We start from the raw sequence: 16,359 nt of genomic DNA, 5'->3' as shown, positions 1-16,359 counted from the left end.
GTACAAATCCTGCTAGTAATAATGAGCAGGATTTGTCATTTTTTCATGTAAATAAGGCTATCCTTTGTCATGTATCTTTTCTTTTACGTATTTACTTTATTTACATACAGGATTAAGATGTTTTTTAGAAATACAAAAACTACATCATATGGAAAAGCGATTTTTATTAATTGAAAAGAAAATTTGAAAGGAATGGGGAATTGTGAAGAAATTAGATGTATTATTAATGCTACTGAGCGGCCTCTTTCCAATTGCAGGAATGTTAAAGCAAATCCCTCTTGAACAATCTTTATATATTGGAGGACTTTTATTTTTTACTAGTTTCGGTAGTTACTTTGCGAAAAAGATATATTCACGTATATGTAGCTGGATAGCGTATGCACCATTTATAACATTACTGTTAGTTATTTGGAATCAGGATATTTCAATAAGTTCAATAATAGCGAACGCGAAAATCGCCGCTTGCATTGCGTTAATTCCGTGTTTATTCCGGTTTCGTACATACGGGCTTACTTTGGGCTTATTCTCATTATGGGCCGCGTTACTATGGGATATAAAAGAAGTGCAGTCGTTAGTCATACTTGAGCGTATGATGAATTTAATGACAAGCCATTACTTATATATTCTCCTTTTAGTTGGAGGACTTATATTAGGTGGATTACTTGCGATGTTATTACACCGTAAAGAGAAAGACACTAATAAAGAAAATACAAATCTATTTAAACAAAAAAAGAAACGTAAAAGGCTATCATTTAAGATCCGCTTTCCAAGATTACCGAAATTTAAGATGAAATTATTTAAGTTTGGTGGAAAAGGTTCTAAACGTAAAACGCCAGAAATAATGCATGAGCGTAATAACGAAGAACCAGTTGTAACATATGAAATGGCAGAGCAAATAGATCAATATAAAGAAAGTACTGTTCAAGGACAAACTAGGATGGAACGTCGAAAAAATAGGTATAATGCATAATAAATTTCACTAACCCCTTAATGATTTATCGTAAAATTGATAAATCATTAAGGGTTTTTTTATGTAATTAAATATAGATTGCGTATGAAGGATTCATAGCATATTTTAAAGGTAAGGATTTAAATAAAATAATGGGAGGACAAAATGCTTATTGTTACATATATTTCTGTTTGCATATTATTCTTAGTTAGTTTTTTACATGTTTATTGGGCTTTCGGAGGTAAGTGGGCGACAAATAGTGTCATTCCAACTAAAGCTGGAGAAAAGGCGTTTACACCAGGTACAGGAATGACATTGTTCATTGCGTTATTATTAAGTATGGCAGCAATGATTTTATTACAACAAGCAAATATTGTTCATTCCGCACTTCCCAATGTTTTTGTTCAAATGGGATCCTGTGTTTGTATGGTTGTTTTTTTCATAAGAGTAATTGGTGAGTTTCATTATTTTGGTATCTTTAAACGAAAAAAGATACGCAGTTTGCTAGAATGGATACTGTTTTACATGTACCACTTTGTGCATTTTTATCTTTATCCTTCTTATTAGCAATAATAACGTGAACATATAACCAGCATTATTTTAATACTTTATTACAAACTAAACTAGGGATTTATACGGCAACAGAGATGATTAGATAAGCAGTACCCTCTACCATTTGCTTTAAATAACAAGTTATTGGAGCGGTTAGAAAATGAATCTCTTCAAACTATTGAGGGTTGTGTATCATGTCTACATGTAATGTTGGATATAAATTATGAGAAAATAAAACATTATGGATCGAGCACAAGTAGGTCATTTGTTCCATTATCGCAATCTTCAATTTGTCTTGCTGATTGTGTTTGTTTAACAGGAGTTGTATTGGGGTTACTAGGAACAGTGACATTTGGAGGATTAATGTTATCTGTATGTTCTCTTACATAAAGAAAAAAGGACACCCACTTAAGGTGTTTTTTTTTAGCTACTTAGGAGAGCTTTTGAGATAGGAGGGACATGGATTCAAATCTATAGTTACACATTTTTATTGTGTTGTGTAACTTAAAAAGAAAAGTATCAGCAACTGCTTATTTTGTATGACTATAAACATTGGCTATTTGGGAGCTGTAATAGAATGCTTAGAAGGGGGCAAAAAATGGTGTGTGAAATATTAATAAAAAAGGACAAGTAGTCGTACCTACTGTCCTTTAAAGGAGAAAAGTCTTTTGGTTAAGAACTACGAATAAACAGAAAATCTGCTTGTAATTAGTTTTATCCCAAATATACATGCCTATACAAAAAAGGGATAAGTTCAAAAATACTTATCCCAGGAAGGGAAATCCCAAACACCAAAATGGCTTGTATTGGTATACAGGTTCAAAAGTAGTATATGTCAAACGAAAAATCTCATACAAAAAGCAGACAATCAAAAGTATTGTCTGCCAGAAAGTCGGATGAATTAGCCAACTGTGAAAAATTGCTTTCCCACTTCAAGAAGAGTAAAGGCACAAATTTGAAAGAAATGAATTGGGATTTAGTTATTGCTTCTATGAATGATGCATTTTTTTCATTTTTTTTGTCCCCAAAAAACAACTAATAATTGCGAGTAATGCATTTGAAGAAATGAAATTTACGGTCCAATAAATTCCTGTTCCAGCAATTATATCGATAATTATAAATCTTTTAATTGCCGAACTTTGTACTACATGAAAAATAAATTGATTGTTATCGTTACCCAATGTTATCACATCCCTTATCTAATATATGACAAGGCATGCTTGCTCTAGTCTTCATGATAATATACGAAAAAGAGTAATTGGCAGAAGCTTATAAAGTAGTTATAAATAAAAGCTAACTATCTGAAGTTAAATTATTAACTTCAGTGAAAAAAATAGCAATCATAATTTATCCTGCGTTATTGATGGGATATTATGTTTTACTTAAGGGCTTATGCGGAAAGTTTGATGAAAAACTCTTTCATTAAAAGTACGATTCCTAGCAGAAACAAGACTTCAATTGAGAACCAAAACATACTTTTGTGAGGTTTTTTAAACTCCATAATAATTGATGAAAATAAAAAAATTGCGATAAGTATAGTGATTAAGAGTCGGATTATATCAACCATTAATAACACTCCTAATATTTAATCAGTAATATTATGTAATCTTTTCCAAAGATATATAATTCTAGAAACATTCTATTGAAATTTTAATGAAAAGAACAGGTGGTGTTTAGTAGCTTTTTTCTCAAAATCATTTCAAACGTGTAGTGGGAAGTGATAAAAGTGATAAATCCACGTTTTAATAAAAGGATGTAAGCGTATTTTTAGCGAATTATAGATAATTAAGAGAGGCGGTGACACTATGAAGTATGTAAAAGTCAGTATGAATGGTGGAAGTGAGCACAAATTCTCAATGACTTTAGAACGATTTGAAGAGTTTATTACTACAGAGAATGGATTATTAGAAAATAAATTAGTTTGTATTGAAAATGTAATGATTAACCCTACTAATATATCTTCTGTAGTTGAAAAAATTGGTGTACCTGCTAAATTTATGGAAGTGTAAAGGTAATTAGATAAAAAACATCCATGGGGATGTTTTTTGTTTATAAATAAAGCAATTGTACAATGAAAGTATGAGAAAATTTTATTAGTAATAATGTAGGCTATTAAGAATGAATGGATATAGAAAGGTCTTTTCTAGCGTGTTAGTTACTCCAATGTGTATGTATCTATTTGGTATCTAGACATTGTGCTTTCTAGTGCACAATGTAATAAGTACAAGCATATAGTATTTAGTAGGACAAGATCTTCGTGTCCTACTAAATACTCAGAAAAAACCTCTAATCACATTAGGGCATCCAATAGCAGGGTGCTCTAATTTTTTATGAAAAATGTAGCTTCACAACGGTTTCGTTTCAATTATAGTTTTCTTTAATGTTAATAAATATTAAGATTAATATGATAGCAATAATTAAATTAGACAAATAGAAATTTTGGTGACACAGTAGTTCAAAGATGACATCGAATGTATACAATAAAGCGACAGCAGGTAATATACAAATAAATATAAATCTCCAATTTTTTAAATAATGTTTATAATTAGTAAGTACTTTCGCCATTAATATTGCTCCTGTATTTTTTGTTTTCTATATAATTATACATTTAAATAAAAAGATTTACAAAGTGTTTAAAAATTATTTAGCAACTAATGTGATTTTGGGAGATAAATAAAGAGGAAGAAAAAAATATTATAGATCTATAGATTGAGAGGAACATAGAGAAAGCTTTTGTTAAAAACTTAGATGGCTGCAGCAATCTGTGTAATAAACGATTTGATTTTAAAAAGACTTTTAAACATCTGGGCTAAAATGATACACTATAATCTACGTTATTTTAGAAATGAATAGAGGGATTTATATGATAGATAAAATTAAAAATGTTGTAGAGGATATGTATGAAGATGAAGCAAAACATTTACTTCAAAGTATTCTAATACAGTTAGATGTATTAGACGGGAATTATAGCGAAGATATGATAAAAAATTTAACGAGTATCCCTAAGCAATTGACGAGTCATACAACTCAGGAAAAAATTTAGAAGAAAGCACACACATTCATATTGCCTTTGATGATTCAACTGCCGGATGTTTAAAATATATGTTGAAACAAGAAGGATTACACGAGGAGAGTGTTGTTTCATACTCTGAATTCTTTTCAATTGGTCCCATACATCAATTACATACGAATGAAGGTCAATTAGCAAGGGCACAGTGGTTATTAAATAACTTAACTTCTTATGATTGTTATTTTGAAGAAGAGTATTTACCAAGATTTAAGGAGACTTTAGAAGAGCTACATTCAATTCCGAATGAAACACCGATTACCGTTTGGAAGGCGGATAATGCCCATGAGCACGTAGGGCTTTGTTTTGCAATTGCGCAATTAAAAGATAAGAAAAATATTCGTGTTATGAATACTTCTGAAGCGAGTAGAGAAATATTAAAACAAGATTATGATATCCGTGGAACTGGAGAATTATCTCCTGAAAGTTTAGCTCTTTTCCAAAAAAGTTTTGTGGAATTTCCGTATTTAACTGAAGAGAAGCGAATGAAGTTTTGCACATGAGTGGGATAGATTATCGCAAAGCACGGAGTTTTTAAGAGTTTGGAAAGACGATGAAGTGCATGCTGTACAAGAAGATTATTTTGATCAATTCATTATTGAGTGTGCGAAAAATGTAGGAGCAGATAAAGAATTTCATAAAGCTCCGAGAGTAATAGGTGAAGCACTTGGACTTGCGGATCAATTGGTTGGGGATACGTTTTTGGAATATCGCTTGAAAGAATTAATTAAGCAAGAAGTATTTGAATATGAAGGTTCGTTAGATCAAATGCGTTTTTATAGTGTGAAGTTAATAAAATAAAAAATATATTTTGTTTATAAAAAAGCTCGTATTTTTAAAATACGAGCTTTTTTAGATGAATTTAGGCTATACATAAGCTTCCTATGAATGGCGTATCACATATGAATGTTAAAAGAAACAAATGAAAAGAAGGTGATGGGTTATTATGTATAACCAACAAAACTATCCATATGATCAAGAGATGTATTATAATCCACAAAACTACGGTTATGAATCTACAAATGAAGTGAGAGATATTGAACAAGAAGACTATAGACCAGATGATGCGGAAGATGCTCCAACATCACCACCACCGTCACAAGCTCCGTCGTTACCGTCCACATTTGCTTCTCCAGCACAAGCAGGCAATATGAAATCTTGGATGTGTAACTGTCTAGGAAGATGGGGCTATTTACGTTTACATCGACCTGGTCCTTTCGGAAGAGATTTATGGTTCTTTCCAACCGAGGTAAGAAGAAGCGGGGTTTCAGGTTACACTTGGCAAGGTGGTCGTCGTCGTAAAGTAAGTTATCGATATCAACAAATTAATAATTTTATGTGCTTCGCATAATAGGAAGTGAGAGAGTAGAATAATTTTACTCTCTCACTTTTTTATTTTTCAATATACGAAGTAAGATTTTAATTAAAAATTTACAATTTTCTAGTTTTTATTGAAGTATAATTCAAATGTTAGGTTGATTTACACAAATAATTGAGAGTGAGGGAATGTAATGTCAATAAAAAATAAGGTTGGCCGAAAAATAGAGGATGGCATTAATTTAGCTTCTGCTCAGTTTAAAGAAGATGCTTATGAAATTTATAAAGAATCGAGAAAAGTACAGCCTATATTATTTGTAAATCAAATTGAAATCGGTAAAGAATGGCTCATTACAAGATATGAAGATGCTCTGCCGCTTTTAAAAGATAATCGCTTAAAAAAGATCAGGCAAATGTGTTTCCTCAAGATACAAAGAACATGCATCTTTCCGTTGACAATAGTGATCATTTAACAACGCACATGTTAAATTCGGACCCACCTAACCACAGTCGTTTGCGATCTTTAGTTCAAAAAGCTTTTACACCGAAGATGATTTCACAATTAGACGGAAGAATTCAGAGAATAGCGGATGATTTAATAAGTGAAATAGAGCGAAAAGGTACATTAAATCTTGTGGATGATTATTCATTCCCATTACCGATTATTGTAATAAGTGAGATGCTTGGAATTCCAAAAGAGGATCAAGCGAAATTTAGAATTTGGTCTCATGCTGTCATTGCATCGCCAGAAACACCTGAAGAAATAAAAGAAACCGAAAAACAACTATCTGAGTTTATTACATATCTCCAATATATAGTTGATGTAAAACGAAAAAATCCAAAAGAAGATTTGGTTAGTGCGTTAATACTTGCAGAAAATGAAGGGCATAAACTTAGTGCTCGAGAGCTATATTCAATGATCATGTTATTAATTGTAGCCGGACACGAGACGACAGTGAATTTAATAACAAATACGGTATTAGCACTTCTTGAAAATCCGAAGCAATTACAGTTATTAAAAGAAAATCCGGAATTAATTGATTCAGCTATTGAGGAAGGATTGCGTTATTATTCTCCAGTTGAGGTGACAACTGCAAGATGGGCGGCTGAGCCGTTTCAAATTCATGACCAAACAATCCAAAAAGGAGATATGGTTATTATCGCATTAGCTTCAGCAAACCGTGATGAAACAGTATTTGAAAACCCAGAAGTATTTGATATTATGCGTGAGAATAACCGTCACATTGCTTTTGGACATGGTAGCCATTTCTGTTTAGGAGCTCCACTTGCTAGGTTGGAAGCAAAGATTGCTATTACTGCTCTGTTTAAAAGAATGCCATCGTTACAAATAAAAGGTGAGCGTGACAAAATTAATTGGCAAGGTAATTATTTAATGCGTTCTTTAGAGGAATTACCATTGTCTTTTTAGAATAGTTATATTGAGACATGCATACACGACAAATGATTAACATAGAGTATGTATGTGTTATTTAAATTCGAAACGGAAGGGTGAAAACATCCCAATGATCAACTAATTCTATTTGTAAGAGATCTTCGTTAAAAAACGAAATATTCTTCTGAATAGGATTAGTATGTGCATGTATAGAAAAGGGATGTGTTTCGCACTGCGAATATATAGTCTTTTCATATGATTTGTGCTGCCTCCTGTTCAGAACACGAAATAGGAGGCTTTTTTATGTCGACGACTGCAGAAACGAAACAAAATCATGGGGTATCACAAGTATTAAAAAATCGATTTGTGCAAGGGATTCTAGCATCAGCATTATTTTTACAAGTTGGAATTTGGGTTCGTAACTTTGCGGTATTACTTTATGTTATGGAAATGACGAAAGGTGATGCTTTTGCTATTTCAATGATTTCGGTTGCTGAATTTGCTCCCATTTTTATTTTCTCATTCATTGGAGGAACTTTTGCTGATAGGTGGAAGCCAAAGAAGACAATGATATGGTGTGAGACGTTAAGTTCTATTTCCGTATTCGCTGTATTAATTACTCTTATGTTTGGAACGTGGAAAATCGTGTTTTTTGTGACGCTTATTTCGGCAATCCTTTCGCAGTTTTCTCAACCATCCGGTATGAAGTTGTTTAAACAGCATTTATCAACGGAACACATTCAATTAGCGATGTCTATATATCAAACAATATTTGCGATTTTTATGGTGTTAGGACCTATTCTTGGAACATTTATTTTTCATAGTTTTGGAATTTATATTTCAATCATCATAACAGGTATCGCTTTTTTACTTGCAGCAGCTGTGTTGTTATTTCTTCCGAAAGATCTTGAGAATGATAATGAGAAGAAAGAAATTACGCTGTTACAGGAAATGCTGGATGGTATTAAATATGTAAAAAAGAAAAAAGCATTAACTTTGCTAGGGTTTTGTTTTATGGCAGCAGGAATAGGTATAGGTTTAATTCAGCCACTAGGCATCTTTATTGTGACTGAGCAGTTAGGGTTATCAAAAGAGAGTTTACAATGGTTACTAACAGTAAATGGTGCGGGGATGATTGTTGGCGGAGCTCTAGCGATGGTATTTGCGAAAAACGTTGCTCCGCAAAAAATGTTAATTGTAGGTATGCTAGGTCAGGCAATTGGAATTGCTATTATAGGATACTCTACAAATTTATGGGTGACACTTACAGCACAACTTTTCAGTGGTTTAGCCCTACCTTGTATTCAAATAGGGATAAATACACTTATTATACAAAATAGTGATACGGATTTTATTGGTAGAGTAAATGGCATTTTAAGTCCACTATTCACCGGTTCAATGGTGGTAACGATGAGTATAGCTGGTTCATTAAAGGAGATGTTTTCATTAGGTACGATGTATGAGGGGACGGCTCTACTATTTGTTATTGGATTATTGTTTATTTTGCCTATATACAATTTAAAGCCAGTAATAGCAGTAGAAAGTGAAATGAATGGTAAAGGAAGTGCTGTGCAACATGAATCCTAATCCAAATGTTAAATACCCTATTGAAGGAAATCAAAACGTTCATTTTATAAAAAATACAATAACGAAATCTAATATATTTGTTGGTGACTATTCTTATTATGATGCGAAAGATGGAGAAACATTTGAAGATCGAGTATTACATCATTATGAATTTCTTGGAGATCATCTTACTATTGGAAAGTTTTGTTGTATTGCAAATGGAGTTACCTTTATTATGAACGGAGCGAATCACCGGATGGATGGATTTTCGGCATATCCATTTAATATATTTGGAAATGGGTGGGAGAAGTATACACCTAGTTTGTCTGATTTACCTTACAAAGGTGATACAGTTATAGGAAATGACGTTTGGATTGGTATGGATACAACTATTATGCCCGGAATAAAAATAGGGGATGGTGCAATCATTGCAGCTAAATCTGTTGTGACTAGAGACGTCGCACCATATACAATTGTTGGCGGAAACCCTGCAAATAAAATAAAGGAACGATTCACAAATACAATAATAGAAGAATTATTGCAAATTCAATGGTGGCATTTTGACATTGAAAAAATAACCGAAAATATAGATGCTATTGTACAAGGAGACATTGAACCATTAAGAAAGTTAAAAAGGTAATAAAAAATGCATGACAAAGAGTATCATACCTCCGAATTTTGTTAATGATAATAGAACAAGGAGGTGTGATACTATGGCACAAGACGTTTTATGTGAAGTAAACAACTGTAAATTTTGGGCTAACGGCAATAAATGTAGTGCAGATGCAATTTATGTAGTAAGTCATAAAGGTAAACATGCATCTACAACTGAAGAAACAGATTGCAAAACTTTTGATCCAGAAGTATAAATTTTTGAAGGGTAGCCAAATCGTGGTTGCCCTTTTATTAATTATAGTATTGATAATAAATCTCATTTTCATTCATTGTTTTTAATTTTTCTTTTTATTTTTTCATATTTTCTTCATAAGTGATGCAATCCAGAGCAATTCATGTTCAATACGTGATTTACTAAATTCAATGACTTCTGTAATAAAAGATGAGCTAACATGTAAAGATTGAATAGCAGTAAGCTGTTTATGTAGTACGTCTTGGCGTATTGTTAAAATTTCTTTTCTAGCTTCGTAATCAAGTTTTTCAAATAGCGCGATACGCACAAGGAATTCAGCGTTATTTGTCGCAATCTTTTCGGGAAACTCTCTTAACATTTCATAAAAAATTTCTTCTCCTGTTTCAGTTATGTCGTACATATTTCGGTTTGGCTTTCCGACTTGTTTATGTATTTGTTTAATTATAGCCCCCATATTTTCGAAGCGCCGAAGAGCGGGATACAGTGTATTATGGGGTTCAGCCGAGATACGTGTAAAAACGGGTCATAAGCTGTGATATATTTCCATTATTGGTTTTTTAGTTAAAAATATCTACCTCATGATTAACAAAAAGCTGATTACCTATGCGCTATAAATGAACTGCCCCCAATTGTTAAACAAAACCTCGCAATTGGGGGCAGTTCATAGTTATCATTTGACTCTTCTAGTGACTTTCTCAAGTAAAGCACCCTTTGGTTGAATAAGATTTATTTATTCATTCCCATCAATCGCTTAATTGTTCTTATTTGTCCACGATGATTAATTTCGTCTTCCATAACGTGAAACCACAAGTAGTAATTATTATAAGGCACACCATTATCCCACTTGTTTTCCTCGAATAACCAGCTATCTTGTTTTGATTTCAGATATGTTAGTGTATTTTCTCTAACTTGTGATAATTCATTCAAATAATAATCTAAAGATTGCTTTTTTATTCCTTCCCTTGCTTTGTCTCCAAGTTCTAAAGAAATTCGCCACTTTAGATATTCACTTTCAGTTAAATCTCTTTTTTCAAACGAGATAACTTGATGAACAAACTCCATCGCTGCAATATGTGATAAGAGAGAACCAATAGTGTTTGAACTACCGTTTGGTAAGAAATCTAAATCACTTTGGTTTAAATTGGAGATTTCGCTCAATGTAACATCTCTTGTATGTTCAAGCATTGTTACAAGCTCTCCAATCTTATTTGAATAGTTTTCTCTTGAAATTATTCTATAATCTATCATATATATCCCTCCAATTCATGCTAAGCATAAGTTTGCCAATAAAATAAAAAAACAAATTCTGGAAATTCATGTAAAATAATGATATAATTTAATTGAATATAAAGAAAAAGGAAACCTGTTTTTATCAGTGTTACCTTATCCAAGACTAAATTTTACCCATACATCATTTTTTTGATGTAGCTCTTGAAGATAAAAACTATTTAATTTTCAAGGAACAGTTATTAACTTAAAACTTATTATACGAGGAGGGTGTATCATGAAAAAAATATGCTTTGTATTAATTGTCGACGCTGGTATAAATTATGGTTCAATATTTTCTCTACCATTTTTAAGGAATCAGGATGATTTGAAGGAATATTTTTCTAAGTATTATGATGTTTCAATTAATTATATTAGGGATAAAAACTCAGTTGACTATTTGGTAGTTCCCAAACCGTGTCCACCTTTTGATAATGAAAATAATCTTCCAATAATTGAAGTACCAGCAATCTTATTTATGGAAAAGGATTTTGAAAAAATAAAGACTTATATAGACAATTATTTTTCTAATAACTCATAAAGAAAATAAAAGTACAGTAAAAAGAAGTCCGATAAAAAACGAGTGGCGTAGAATATTTCTATTAATCATTCGTTTTTTATTATATTTACATATCAGTCTATCGCAAATGAACTTGTACAACATATCGGAAAATATAGTGAGGTTAATATCGTTGAAGAGTTTGCTGCACCTTTACCTGTTACCGTCATATCCGATTTAATAGGAGTGCCAACAACGGATCGTAAAAAGATTAAAGAATGGTCTGATATTTTATTTATGCCATATAGTAAAGAAAAATTTAACGATTTGGATGTAGAAAAAGGAATTGCGTTAAATGAATTTAAAACGTACCTGCTTCCAATTGTTCAAGAGAAAAGATATCATTTAACCGACGATATTATTTCAGATTTAATACGAGCTGAATATGAAGGTGAAAGATTAACCGATGAAGAAATAGTTACTTTTTCTTTAGGCTTATTAGCGGCAGGTAATGAAACAACTACAAATTTAATTATTAATAGCTTTTATTGCTTTTTAGTGGATTCACCTGGAATATATGAAGAGTTAAGAAAAGAACCTACATTAATTTCAAAAGCGATTGAGGAAGTTTTACGCTATCGCTTTCCCGTTACATTAGCTAGGAGTATTACAGCGGACACAAATATATTTGGACCTTTTATGAAAAAGGATCAAATGATTGTTGCGTGGGTTAGTGCAGCGAATTTAGATGAGAAAAAGTTCTTACAAGCTTCTAAATTTAATTTACACAGAATAGGAAATGAAAAGCATTTAACCTTTGGTAAAGGTCCTCATTTTTGCTTAGGGGCGCCACTTGCACGTTTAGAAGCTGAGATTGAATTAACTACCTTTATAAATGCCTTTGAAAAAATAGAGTTATCTCCATCGTTCAATTTAGAAAAATGTATATTAGAAAATGAACAAACATTAAAATACTTACCTATTCTTTTGAAAACTAGGTAAAACGTTCAGCAAGGTACAAAATTACTGTACCTTGTTTTTTTATTTCTCAATTGTAAATTTTTAGTGGTCTATTTAGTATGGAAGTGTATGAAAGAAGAGTGGAGGAGGATGCTTATGTTAACGTGTAATGGAAGTAAAACGTTTCAAACATTTATTAAAGCTGTAACGGATTTAATTGATAGTACTTTATTAGAAGATCAAATTGTTTGTGCGATTGAAAAATTACTAGAAGAACTTTTAGAAAAAAAAACATGGCTTCCGCTAGAAAAACAGAAGGCGAATTCGGCTCAATATGCACGACACTTGTTATATGAAGATCCTTTAAAGCGATTTGAAGTATTAGCTCTTGTATGGAAAGATGGACAATCTACACCTTTACATGATCATGATGGTACATGGGGAGTAGAAGGCGTTTTTTCAGGAAGGATAATGGTGCAGAACTTTATACAAACTAAGCAGCTTGAAAATTCACTTGTTTATTTAACCCATACAGGAAATCTTTATTTGGGAGAAGGAGAAACAGATAAAGTCATTCCACCAGCTGATTGTCATATTCTTAAAATAGCTGAATGTGAAAGTGTTGTCACGATTCATATTTACGGAAAACGTTTAGAAAAGTTTAAAGTATATGTCCCAACTGAAGAAAAGAATGTGTATATGTGTGAGACAAAATATATTAGTTATAGTTCATAGTTTAAAATCAAAAGCTTTTCTTTAAAGAGAAAAGCTTTTGATTTTATTTTTAATTATTTCTTGACCTGAAACGCTTTTCATAAATTATAAATAAGAAGTACTTAACGAGCTCAATATGAAAACGATACCTTTTTGTTAAATAGATCTCGTGTATTTATAGAAAGTGGTGAAGAAATAATGAAATTAATAGCAATTGACTTAGATGGAACCCTTCTTTCCGGTAATAAAATGATAAGTAAAGAAAATGCAGAAGCAATTCGAAAATGTCAGGAAGCAGGCCATGTTGTAGCTATTTGTACAGGGCGTTCTATCGTTGATATTGAACGATTATTGTTAGAAGTTAATTTAGAGTGTCCAATTATTGCGGAAAATGGTGCCCTTATTTATAAAGATAAGAAAATGATGAAGAGATATCCAATTCAAAATATGCAGGCACTTGAGATTGTAGAATATCTTGAAGGGAATGGCTTGTATTATCAGCTTTATACTAATAAAGGTGTATATGTACCAGATTATGGAGTAGAGAGTGTACGTAATGAAATCGAGTATGTGAGGAATGCAAAAGAAAATTTCGATTTGAAAGAGTTAGAAACGATTGCAGCATTATATCTTGAACATACAGCATTTCATAGTACAGAAAGTTGTAAACCAATTGTAGAAACTGATATACATGTGCATAAACTTTTACCGTTTTCTTATGACATAGAGAAATTAAAAAAATTAAAAGAAACGTTTCTGCATAATACAGATTTAGCTATTACATCTTCCTATTGGCATAATTTAGAGATTAATCATCGAGATGCTCAAAAAGGAAATGGATTATATACTTTAGCAGAACATCTTAATATTCCAGTTGAAAACACTGTAGCAATAGGTGATGGCTTAAACGATGTTTCTATGATGGAGAAAGCAAATATATCAATTGCAATGGGAAATGCAGTTGAAGAAATAAAAGCGATGTGTCAATACGAAACGTTAACAAATGAAGAACATGGTGTCGCACATGCTTTATATAAATATGTAATGTAATAAAAAAAGAAAAAAGAATCCAAATAGATTCTTTTTTCTTTTTATTAGGGGTAAGGTATTCTATGTGATTCATAGCAGCCTTATTACACCTAATTATATAGAATATATTGGAATAAATGTTTATATTTTTCATGAAAATTATGAAAAATTTGTGAACTTTATGTTTATTGTATTTTTATAGTGCTGTTAGCAGCGCGTAACACTCCCATATTATTTTCTGTTTTTAATTGAAAAATAGAATTTGTTAGAATAATTATTCTACAGCTATATACCTAGGAGCACTTTCTTCGTATAATGAAGAAGTATGAATTTTGAATTTGTATAATTTTTACATATCGAGGTGAAAAAGGAATGAATGCGCGGCTAATGGAACTTATTGATGTGAGTACAATAGAAACCATGGCAGAACAATTTTATAAATTAACCAACATATCACATCAACTTCTTGATGCTGAAAACGAATGTATATTTTCATTTGGAATTAATGAAATGAAAGTATGTAAACTTCCCAAAATTGAAATCCCCCTTTTCTTATACAATCAATATTTAGGATCTTTTATTGTATGGTCCAAACGAAGCGAAATTTGCAATTGCCAAAAATATTTTGAAATGCTTTCTAACCTCATTATAACTGGGATGAAAAAAGCAGTTCAAAGTAAAAATACATCGTTACTTTCTCGAAAAGAGGAAGAACTACATACGATTTTACAAAACATGCCTGTTATGGTTGATGCGCTTGACTATAATGGAGATTTTGTTTTATGGAATCGAGAATGCGAGATTGTAACAGGTTATACTGCTGAAGAAATAATTGGGAATCCAAACGCTCTTCAATTACTGTATCCTGACCATAATTATCGCCATCAAATACAAAATAAATTTTTGACTCGTGGAAAAAATTTTAGAGATTGGGAAATGAGTTTAACATGTAAAAATGGTGAAATTAAAACGATAATGTGGTCCAATATATCAGAACAGTTTCCTGTAACAGGATTTAGTTACTGGGCTGTTGGGGTAGATATTACACATTTAAAAGCGATAGAAGAGCAATTAAAACAACAAACGTCTGAATTAGAATTAATTTTTAAAGCTTTACCAGATTTATGTTTTTTAACAGAAGATGATGGGACAATTATAGATTATAAAGCAGGATCCCCTACAAAATTTTACGTACCTGCAGAAGCTTTTATGGAAAAAAGTTTTACGAAATATTACCGTCTCCAGTAGCACAGCAATTTCAAGAAGCAATTCGCCAATTGAAAGAAGAAGGAAAGAATGTAATTGTAGAATATGTTCTGACAATTAATGGAAGTATCGATTTCTTTGAAGCTAGATGTTTACCATTATTACAAGATAAAATTATGATCATTGTACGCGATATCACAGAGCGGAAAAAGGCAGAAGAATTGCTAAATAAATCAGATACACTTGCGGCAATTGGTCAATTAGCAGCCGGTGTAGCTCATGAAGTGAGAAACCCATTAACTGTAATTAAAGGATTTATACAGTTATTCCAAATTAATAAAGAAGATCAAGAAAAATATTTTGATCTTATGCTTTCCGAAATAGAAAGAATAGAAGCAATCCTCCAAGAGTTTTTGTCGATTGCTAAAACTGATGAAATAAATACAGAAAAGAAAAATATTTATCAAATTTTTAAAAATGTCGTATCATTAATTAATACAAAAGCAATCATGACAAATATTCAAGTTGAACTATTTACAGATTCCAAAGAGATAATCATTGAATGCTCAGAAAATCAATTGAAACAAGTATTTATTAATATTTTGCAAAATTCAATTGAAGCAATGCTAGATGGCGGGAAAATTTCAATCCATATAAAAGAAATACATAAAAAAGGTGTCATTATTAGTGTAATAGATGAAGGAATAGGAATACCTGAAGAAAGAATTAAAAGATTAGGTGAACCTTTCTATAGTACGAAAGAAAAAGGTACCGGTATTGGATTGATGTTAAGTTATAAAATAATTGAAGGTCATCAAGGAACAATAAGTATAATGAGTGAGGTTGGCGTCGGGACAACTGTAACTATTTACTTGCCGAAAATTCAGAGTAAACAATCTCTATCAAATTGTGATGATAAATGTATATCGATACGTTCTAGTATTAACTCTTAAATAAATGATTAAATACCCAA

The 16,359-nt window shown here is 31.6% G+C and carries 13 protein-coding genes and 6 pseudogenes; 15 read left to right on the top strand and 4 right to left on the bottom strand.

Annotation, left to right across the window (positions count from 1 at the left end):
- Positions 1-202 precede the first annotated feature (202 nt).
- From JFT95_RS11310 to JFT95_RS11300, 3 genes and pseudogenes are all read left to right on the top strand, one after another.
- Complete coding sequence (locus tag JFT95_RS11310; protein ID WP_002070031.1) at positions 203-970, top strand: DUF3959 family protein; 768 nt, start codon at positions 203-205, stop codon at positions 968-970.
- Between the two features lie 144 nt (positions 971-1,114).
- Positions 1,115-1,530 (top strand): annotated as a pseudogene (locus tag JFT95_RS11305) (DUF3995 domain-containing protein).
- Positions 1,531-1,600: 70 nt separating this feature from the next.
- Positions 1,601-1,891 (top strand): annotated as a pseudogene (locus JFT95_RS11300) (homoserine dehydrogenase); the annotation flags it as partial.
- A gap of 599 nt (positions 1,892-2,490) precedes the next feature.
- On the opposite strand, the gene JFT95_RS29565 reads toward JFT95_RS11300, so the two are convergent.
- Positions 2,491-2,682 (bottom strand): hypothetical protein, encoded by a 192-nt coding sequence (locus JFT95_RS29565; protein WP_002070042.1) that lies wholly within the window; start codon positions 2,680-2,682, stop codon positions 2,491-2,493.
- 624 nt (positions 2,683-3,306) lie between these two features.
- On the opposite strand from JFT95_RS29565, the gene JFT95_RS11295 reads away from it, so the two are divergent.
- Positions 3,307-3,510, top strand: coding sequence for a hypothetical protein (locus JFT95_RS11295; protein ID WP_002085220.1), 204 nt, complete (start codon positions 3,307-3,309; stop codon positions 3,508-3,510).
- Positions 3,511-3,862: 352 nt separating this feature from the next.
- Here JFT95_RS11295 and JFT95_RS11290 read toward each other — a convergent pair whose 3' ends face one another.
- Positions 3,863-4,066 (bottom strand): hypothetical protein, encoded by a 204-nt coding sequence (locus tag JFT95_RS11290; RefSeq protein ID WP_002142003.1) that lies wholly within the window; start codon positions 4,064-4,066, stop codon positions 3,863-3,865.
- Between the two features lie 298 nt (positions 4,067-4,364).
- On the opposite strand from JFT95_RS11290, the pseudogene JFT95_RS11285 reads away from it, so the two are divergent.
- From JFT95_RS11285 to JFT95_RS11260, 6 genes and pseudogenes are all read left to right on the top strand, one after another.
- Positions 4,365-5,369, top strand: a pseudogene (locus JFT95_RS11285) (DUF1835 domain-containing protein).
- Positions 5,370-5,514: 145 nt separating this feature from the next.
- Complete coding sequence (locus JFT95_RS11280) at positions 5,515-5,919, top strand: hypothetical protein (RefSeq protein WP_088039497.1); 405 nt, start codon at positions 5,515-5,517, stop codon at positions 5,917-5,919.
- Between the two features lie 160 nt (positions 5,920-6,079).
- Positions 6,080-7,314, top strand: a pseudogene (locus JFT95_RS11275) (cytochrome P450 family protein).
- 267 nt (positions 7,315-7,581) lie between these two features.
- Complete coding sequence (locus JFT95_RS11270; RefSeq protein WP_201052242.1) at positions 7,582-8,865, top strand: MFS transporter; 1,284 nt, start codon at positions 7,582-7,584, stop codon at positions 8,863-8,865.
- Positions 8,855-9,484 carry a Vat family streptogramin A O-acetyltransferase gene (locus JFT95_RS11265; RefSeq protein WP_002165689.1) on the top strand — a complete coding sequence of 210 codons (630 nt, stop codon included), beginning with the start codon at positions 8,855-8,857 and terminating at the stop codon, positions 9,482-9,484. Before JFT95_RS11270 ends, JFT95_RS11265 begins: the two co-directional genes overlap by 11 nt.
- Positions 9,485-9,557: 73 nt before the next feature.
- Positions 9,558-9,713, top strand: coding sequence for a DUF1540 domain-containing protein (locus JFT95_RS11260; RefSeq protein ID WP_000046089.1), 156 nt, complete (start codon positions 9,558-9,560; stop codon positions 9,711-9,713).
- Between the two features lie 102 nt (positions 9,714-9,815).
- On the opposite strand, the gene JFT95_RS11255 is transcribed toward JFT95_RS11260, so the two are convergent.
- The gene (locus JFT95_RS11255; RefSeq protein ID WP_078204536.1) at positions 9,816-10,220 is read right to left on the bottom strand and encodes a PadR family transcriptional regulator; all 405 of its coding nucleotides are present in this window, start codon (positions 10,218-10,220) and stop codon (positions 9,816-9,818) included.
- A gap of 218 nt (positions 10,221-10,438) precedes the next feature.
- On the bottom strand, positions 10,439-10,960 hold the full coding sequence (locus JFT95_RS11250) for a DinB family protein (RefSeq protein ID WP_000568385.1): 522 nt from the start codon (positions 10,958-10,960) through the stop codon (positions 10,439-10,441).
- 256 nt (positions 10,961-11,216) lie between these two features.
- On the opposite strand from JFT95_RS11250, the gene JFT95_RS11245 reads away from it, so the two are divergent.
- From JFT95_RS11245 to JFT95_RS11225, 5 genes and pseudogenes are all read left to right on the top strand, one after another.
- Complete coding sequence (locus JFT95_RS11245; protein ID WP_000717614.1) at positions 11,217-11,519, top strand: hypothetical protein; 303 nt, start codon at positions 11,217-11,219, stop codon at positions 11,517-11,519.
- 93 nt (positions 11,520-11,612) lie between these two features.
- Positions 11,613-12,479, top strand: a pseudogene (locus JFT95_RS11240) (cytochrome P450); the annotation flags it as partial.
- A 114-nt stretch (positions 12,480-12,593) separates the two neighbouring features.
- On the top strand, positions 12,594-13,172 hold the full coding sequence (locus tag JFT95_RS11235) for a cysteine dioxygenase family protein (RefSeq protein ID WP_088039496.1): 579 nt from the start codon (positions 12,594-12,596) through the stop codon (positions 13,170-13,172).
- Positions 13,173-13,349: 177 nt separating this feature from the next.
- Positions 13,350-14,201, top strand: a complete 852-nt coding sequence (locus JFT95_RS11230; RefSeq protein ID WP_201052240.1) for a Cof-type HAD-IIB family hydrolase — start codon at positions 13,350-13,352, stop codon at positions 14,199-14,201.
- A gap of 351 nt (positions 14,202-14,552) precedes the next feature.
- Positions 14,553-16,339, top strand: a pseudogene (locus JFT95_RS11225) (ATP-binding protein).
- Positions 16,340-16,359: the final 20 nt, after the last annotated feature.

This window comes from Bacillus sp. TH17 (genome assembly GCF_016651125.1).
In the GTDB taxonomy this organism is placed as follows: Bacteria; Bacillota; Bacilli; order Bacillales; family Bacillaceae_G; genus Bacillus_A; species Bacillus_A mycoides.
The sequence above is the reverse complement of the archived record's forward strand: the minus strand, read 5'-3'. Positions and strand labels throughout refer to the sequence as shown.

What these genes read in the sequence shown, in the direction of transcription:
- JFT95_RS11270 (WP_201052242.1), top strand. Translation starts at nt 7,582, where the DNA reads ATGTCGACGACTGCAGAAACGAAACAAAATCATGGGGTATCACAAGTA.
- JFT95_RS11235 (WP_088039496.1), top strand. Translation starts at nt 12,594, where the DNA reads ATGTTAACGTGTAATGGAAGTAAAACGTTTCAAACATTTATTAAAGCT.
- JFT95_RS11265 (WP_002165689.1), top strand. Translation starts at nt 8,855, where the DNA reads ATGAATCCTAATCCAAATGTTAAATACCCTATTGAAGGAAATCAAAAC.
- JFT95_RS11280 (WP_088039497.1), top strand. Translation starts at nt 5,515, where the DNA reads ATGTATAACCAACAAAACTATCCATATGATCAAGAGATGTATTATAAT.
- JFT95_RS11250 (WP_000568385.1), bottom strand. Translation starts at nt 10,960, where the DNA reads ATGATAGATTATAGAATAATTTCAAGAGAAAACTATTCAAATAAGATT.
- JFT95_RS11245 (WP_000717614.1), top strand. Translation starts at nt 11,217, where the DNA reads ATGAAAAAAATATGCTTTGTATTAATTGTCGACGCTGGTATAAATTAT.
- JFT95_RS11295 (WP_002085220.1), top strand. Translation starts at nt 3,307, where the DNA reads ATGAAGTATGTAAAAGTCAGTATGAATGGTGGAAGTGAGCACAAATTC.
- JFT95_RS11290 (WP_002142003.1), bottom strand. Translation starts at nt 4,066, where the DNA reads ATGGCGAAAGTACTTACTAATTATAAACATTATTTAAAAAATTGGAGA.
- JFT95_RS11260 (WP_000046089.1), top strand. Translation starts at nt 9,558, where the DNA reads ATGGCACAAGACGTTTTATGTGAAGTAAACAACTGTAAATTTTGGGCT.
- JFT95_RS11230 (WP_201052240.1), top strand. Translation starts at nt 13,350, where the DNA reads ATGAAATTAATAGCAATTGACTTAGATGGAACCCTTCTTTCCGGTAAT.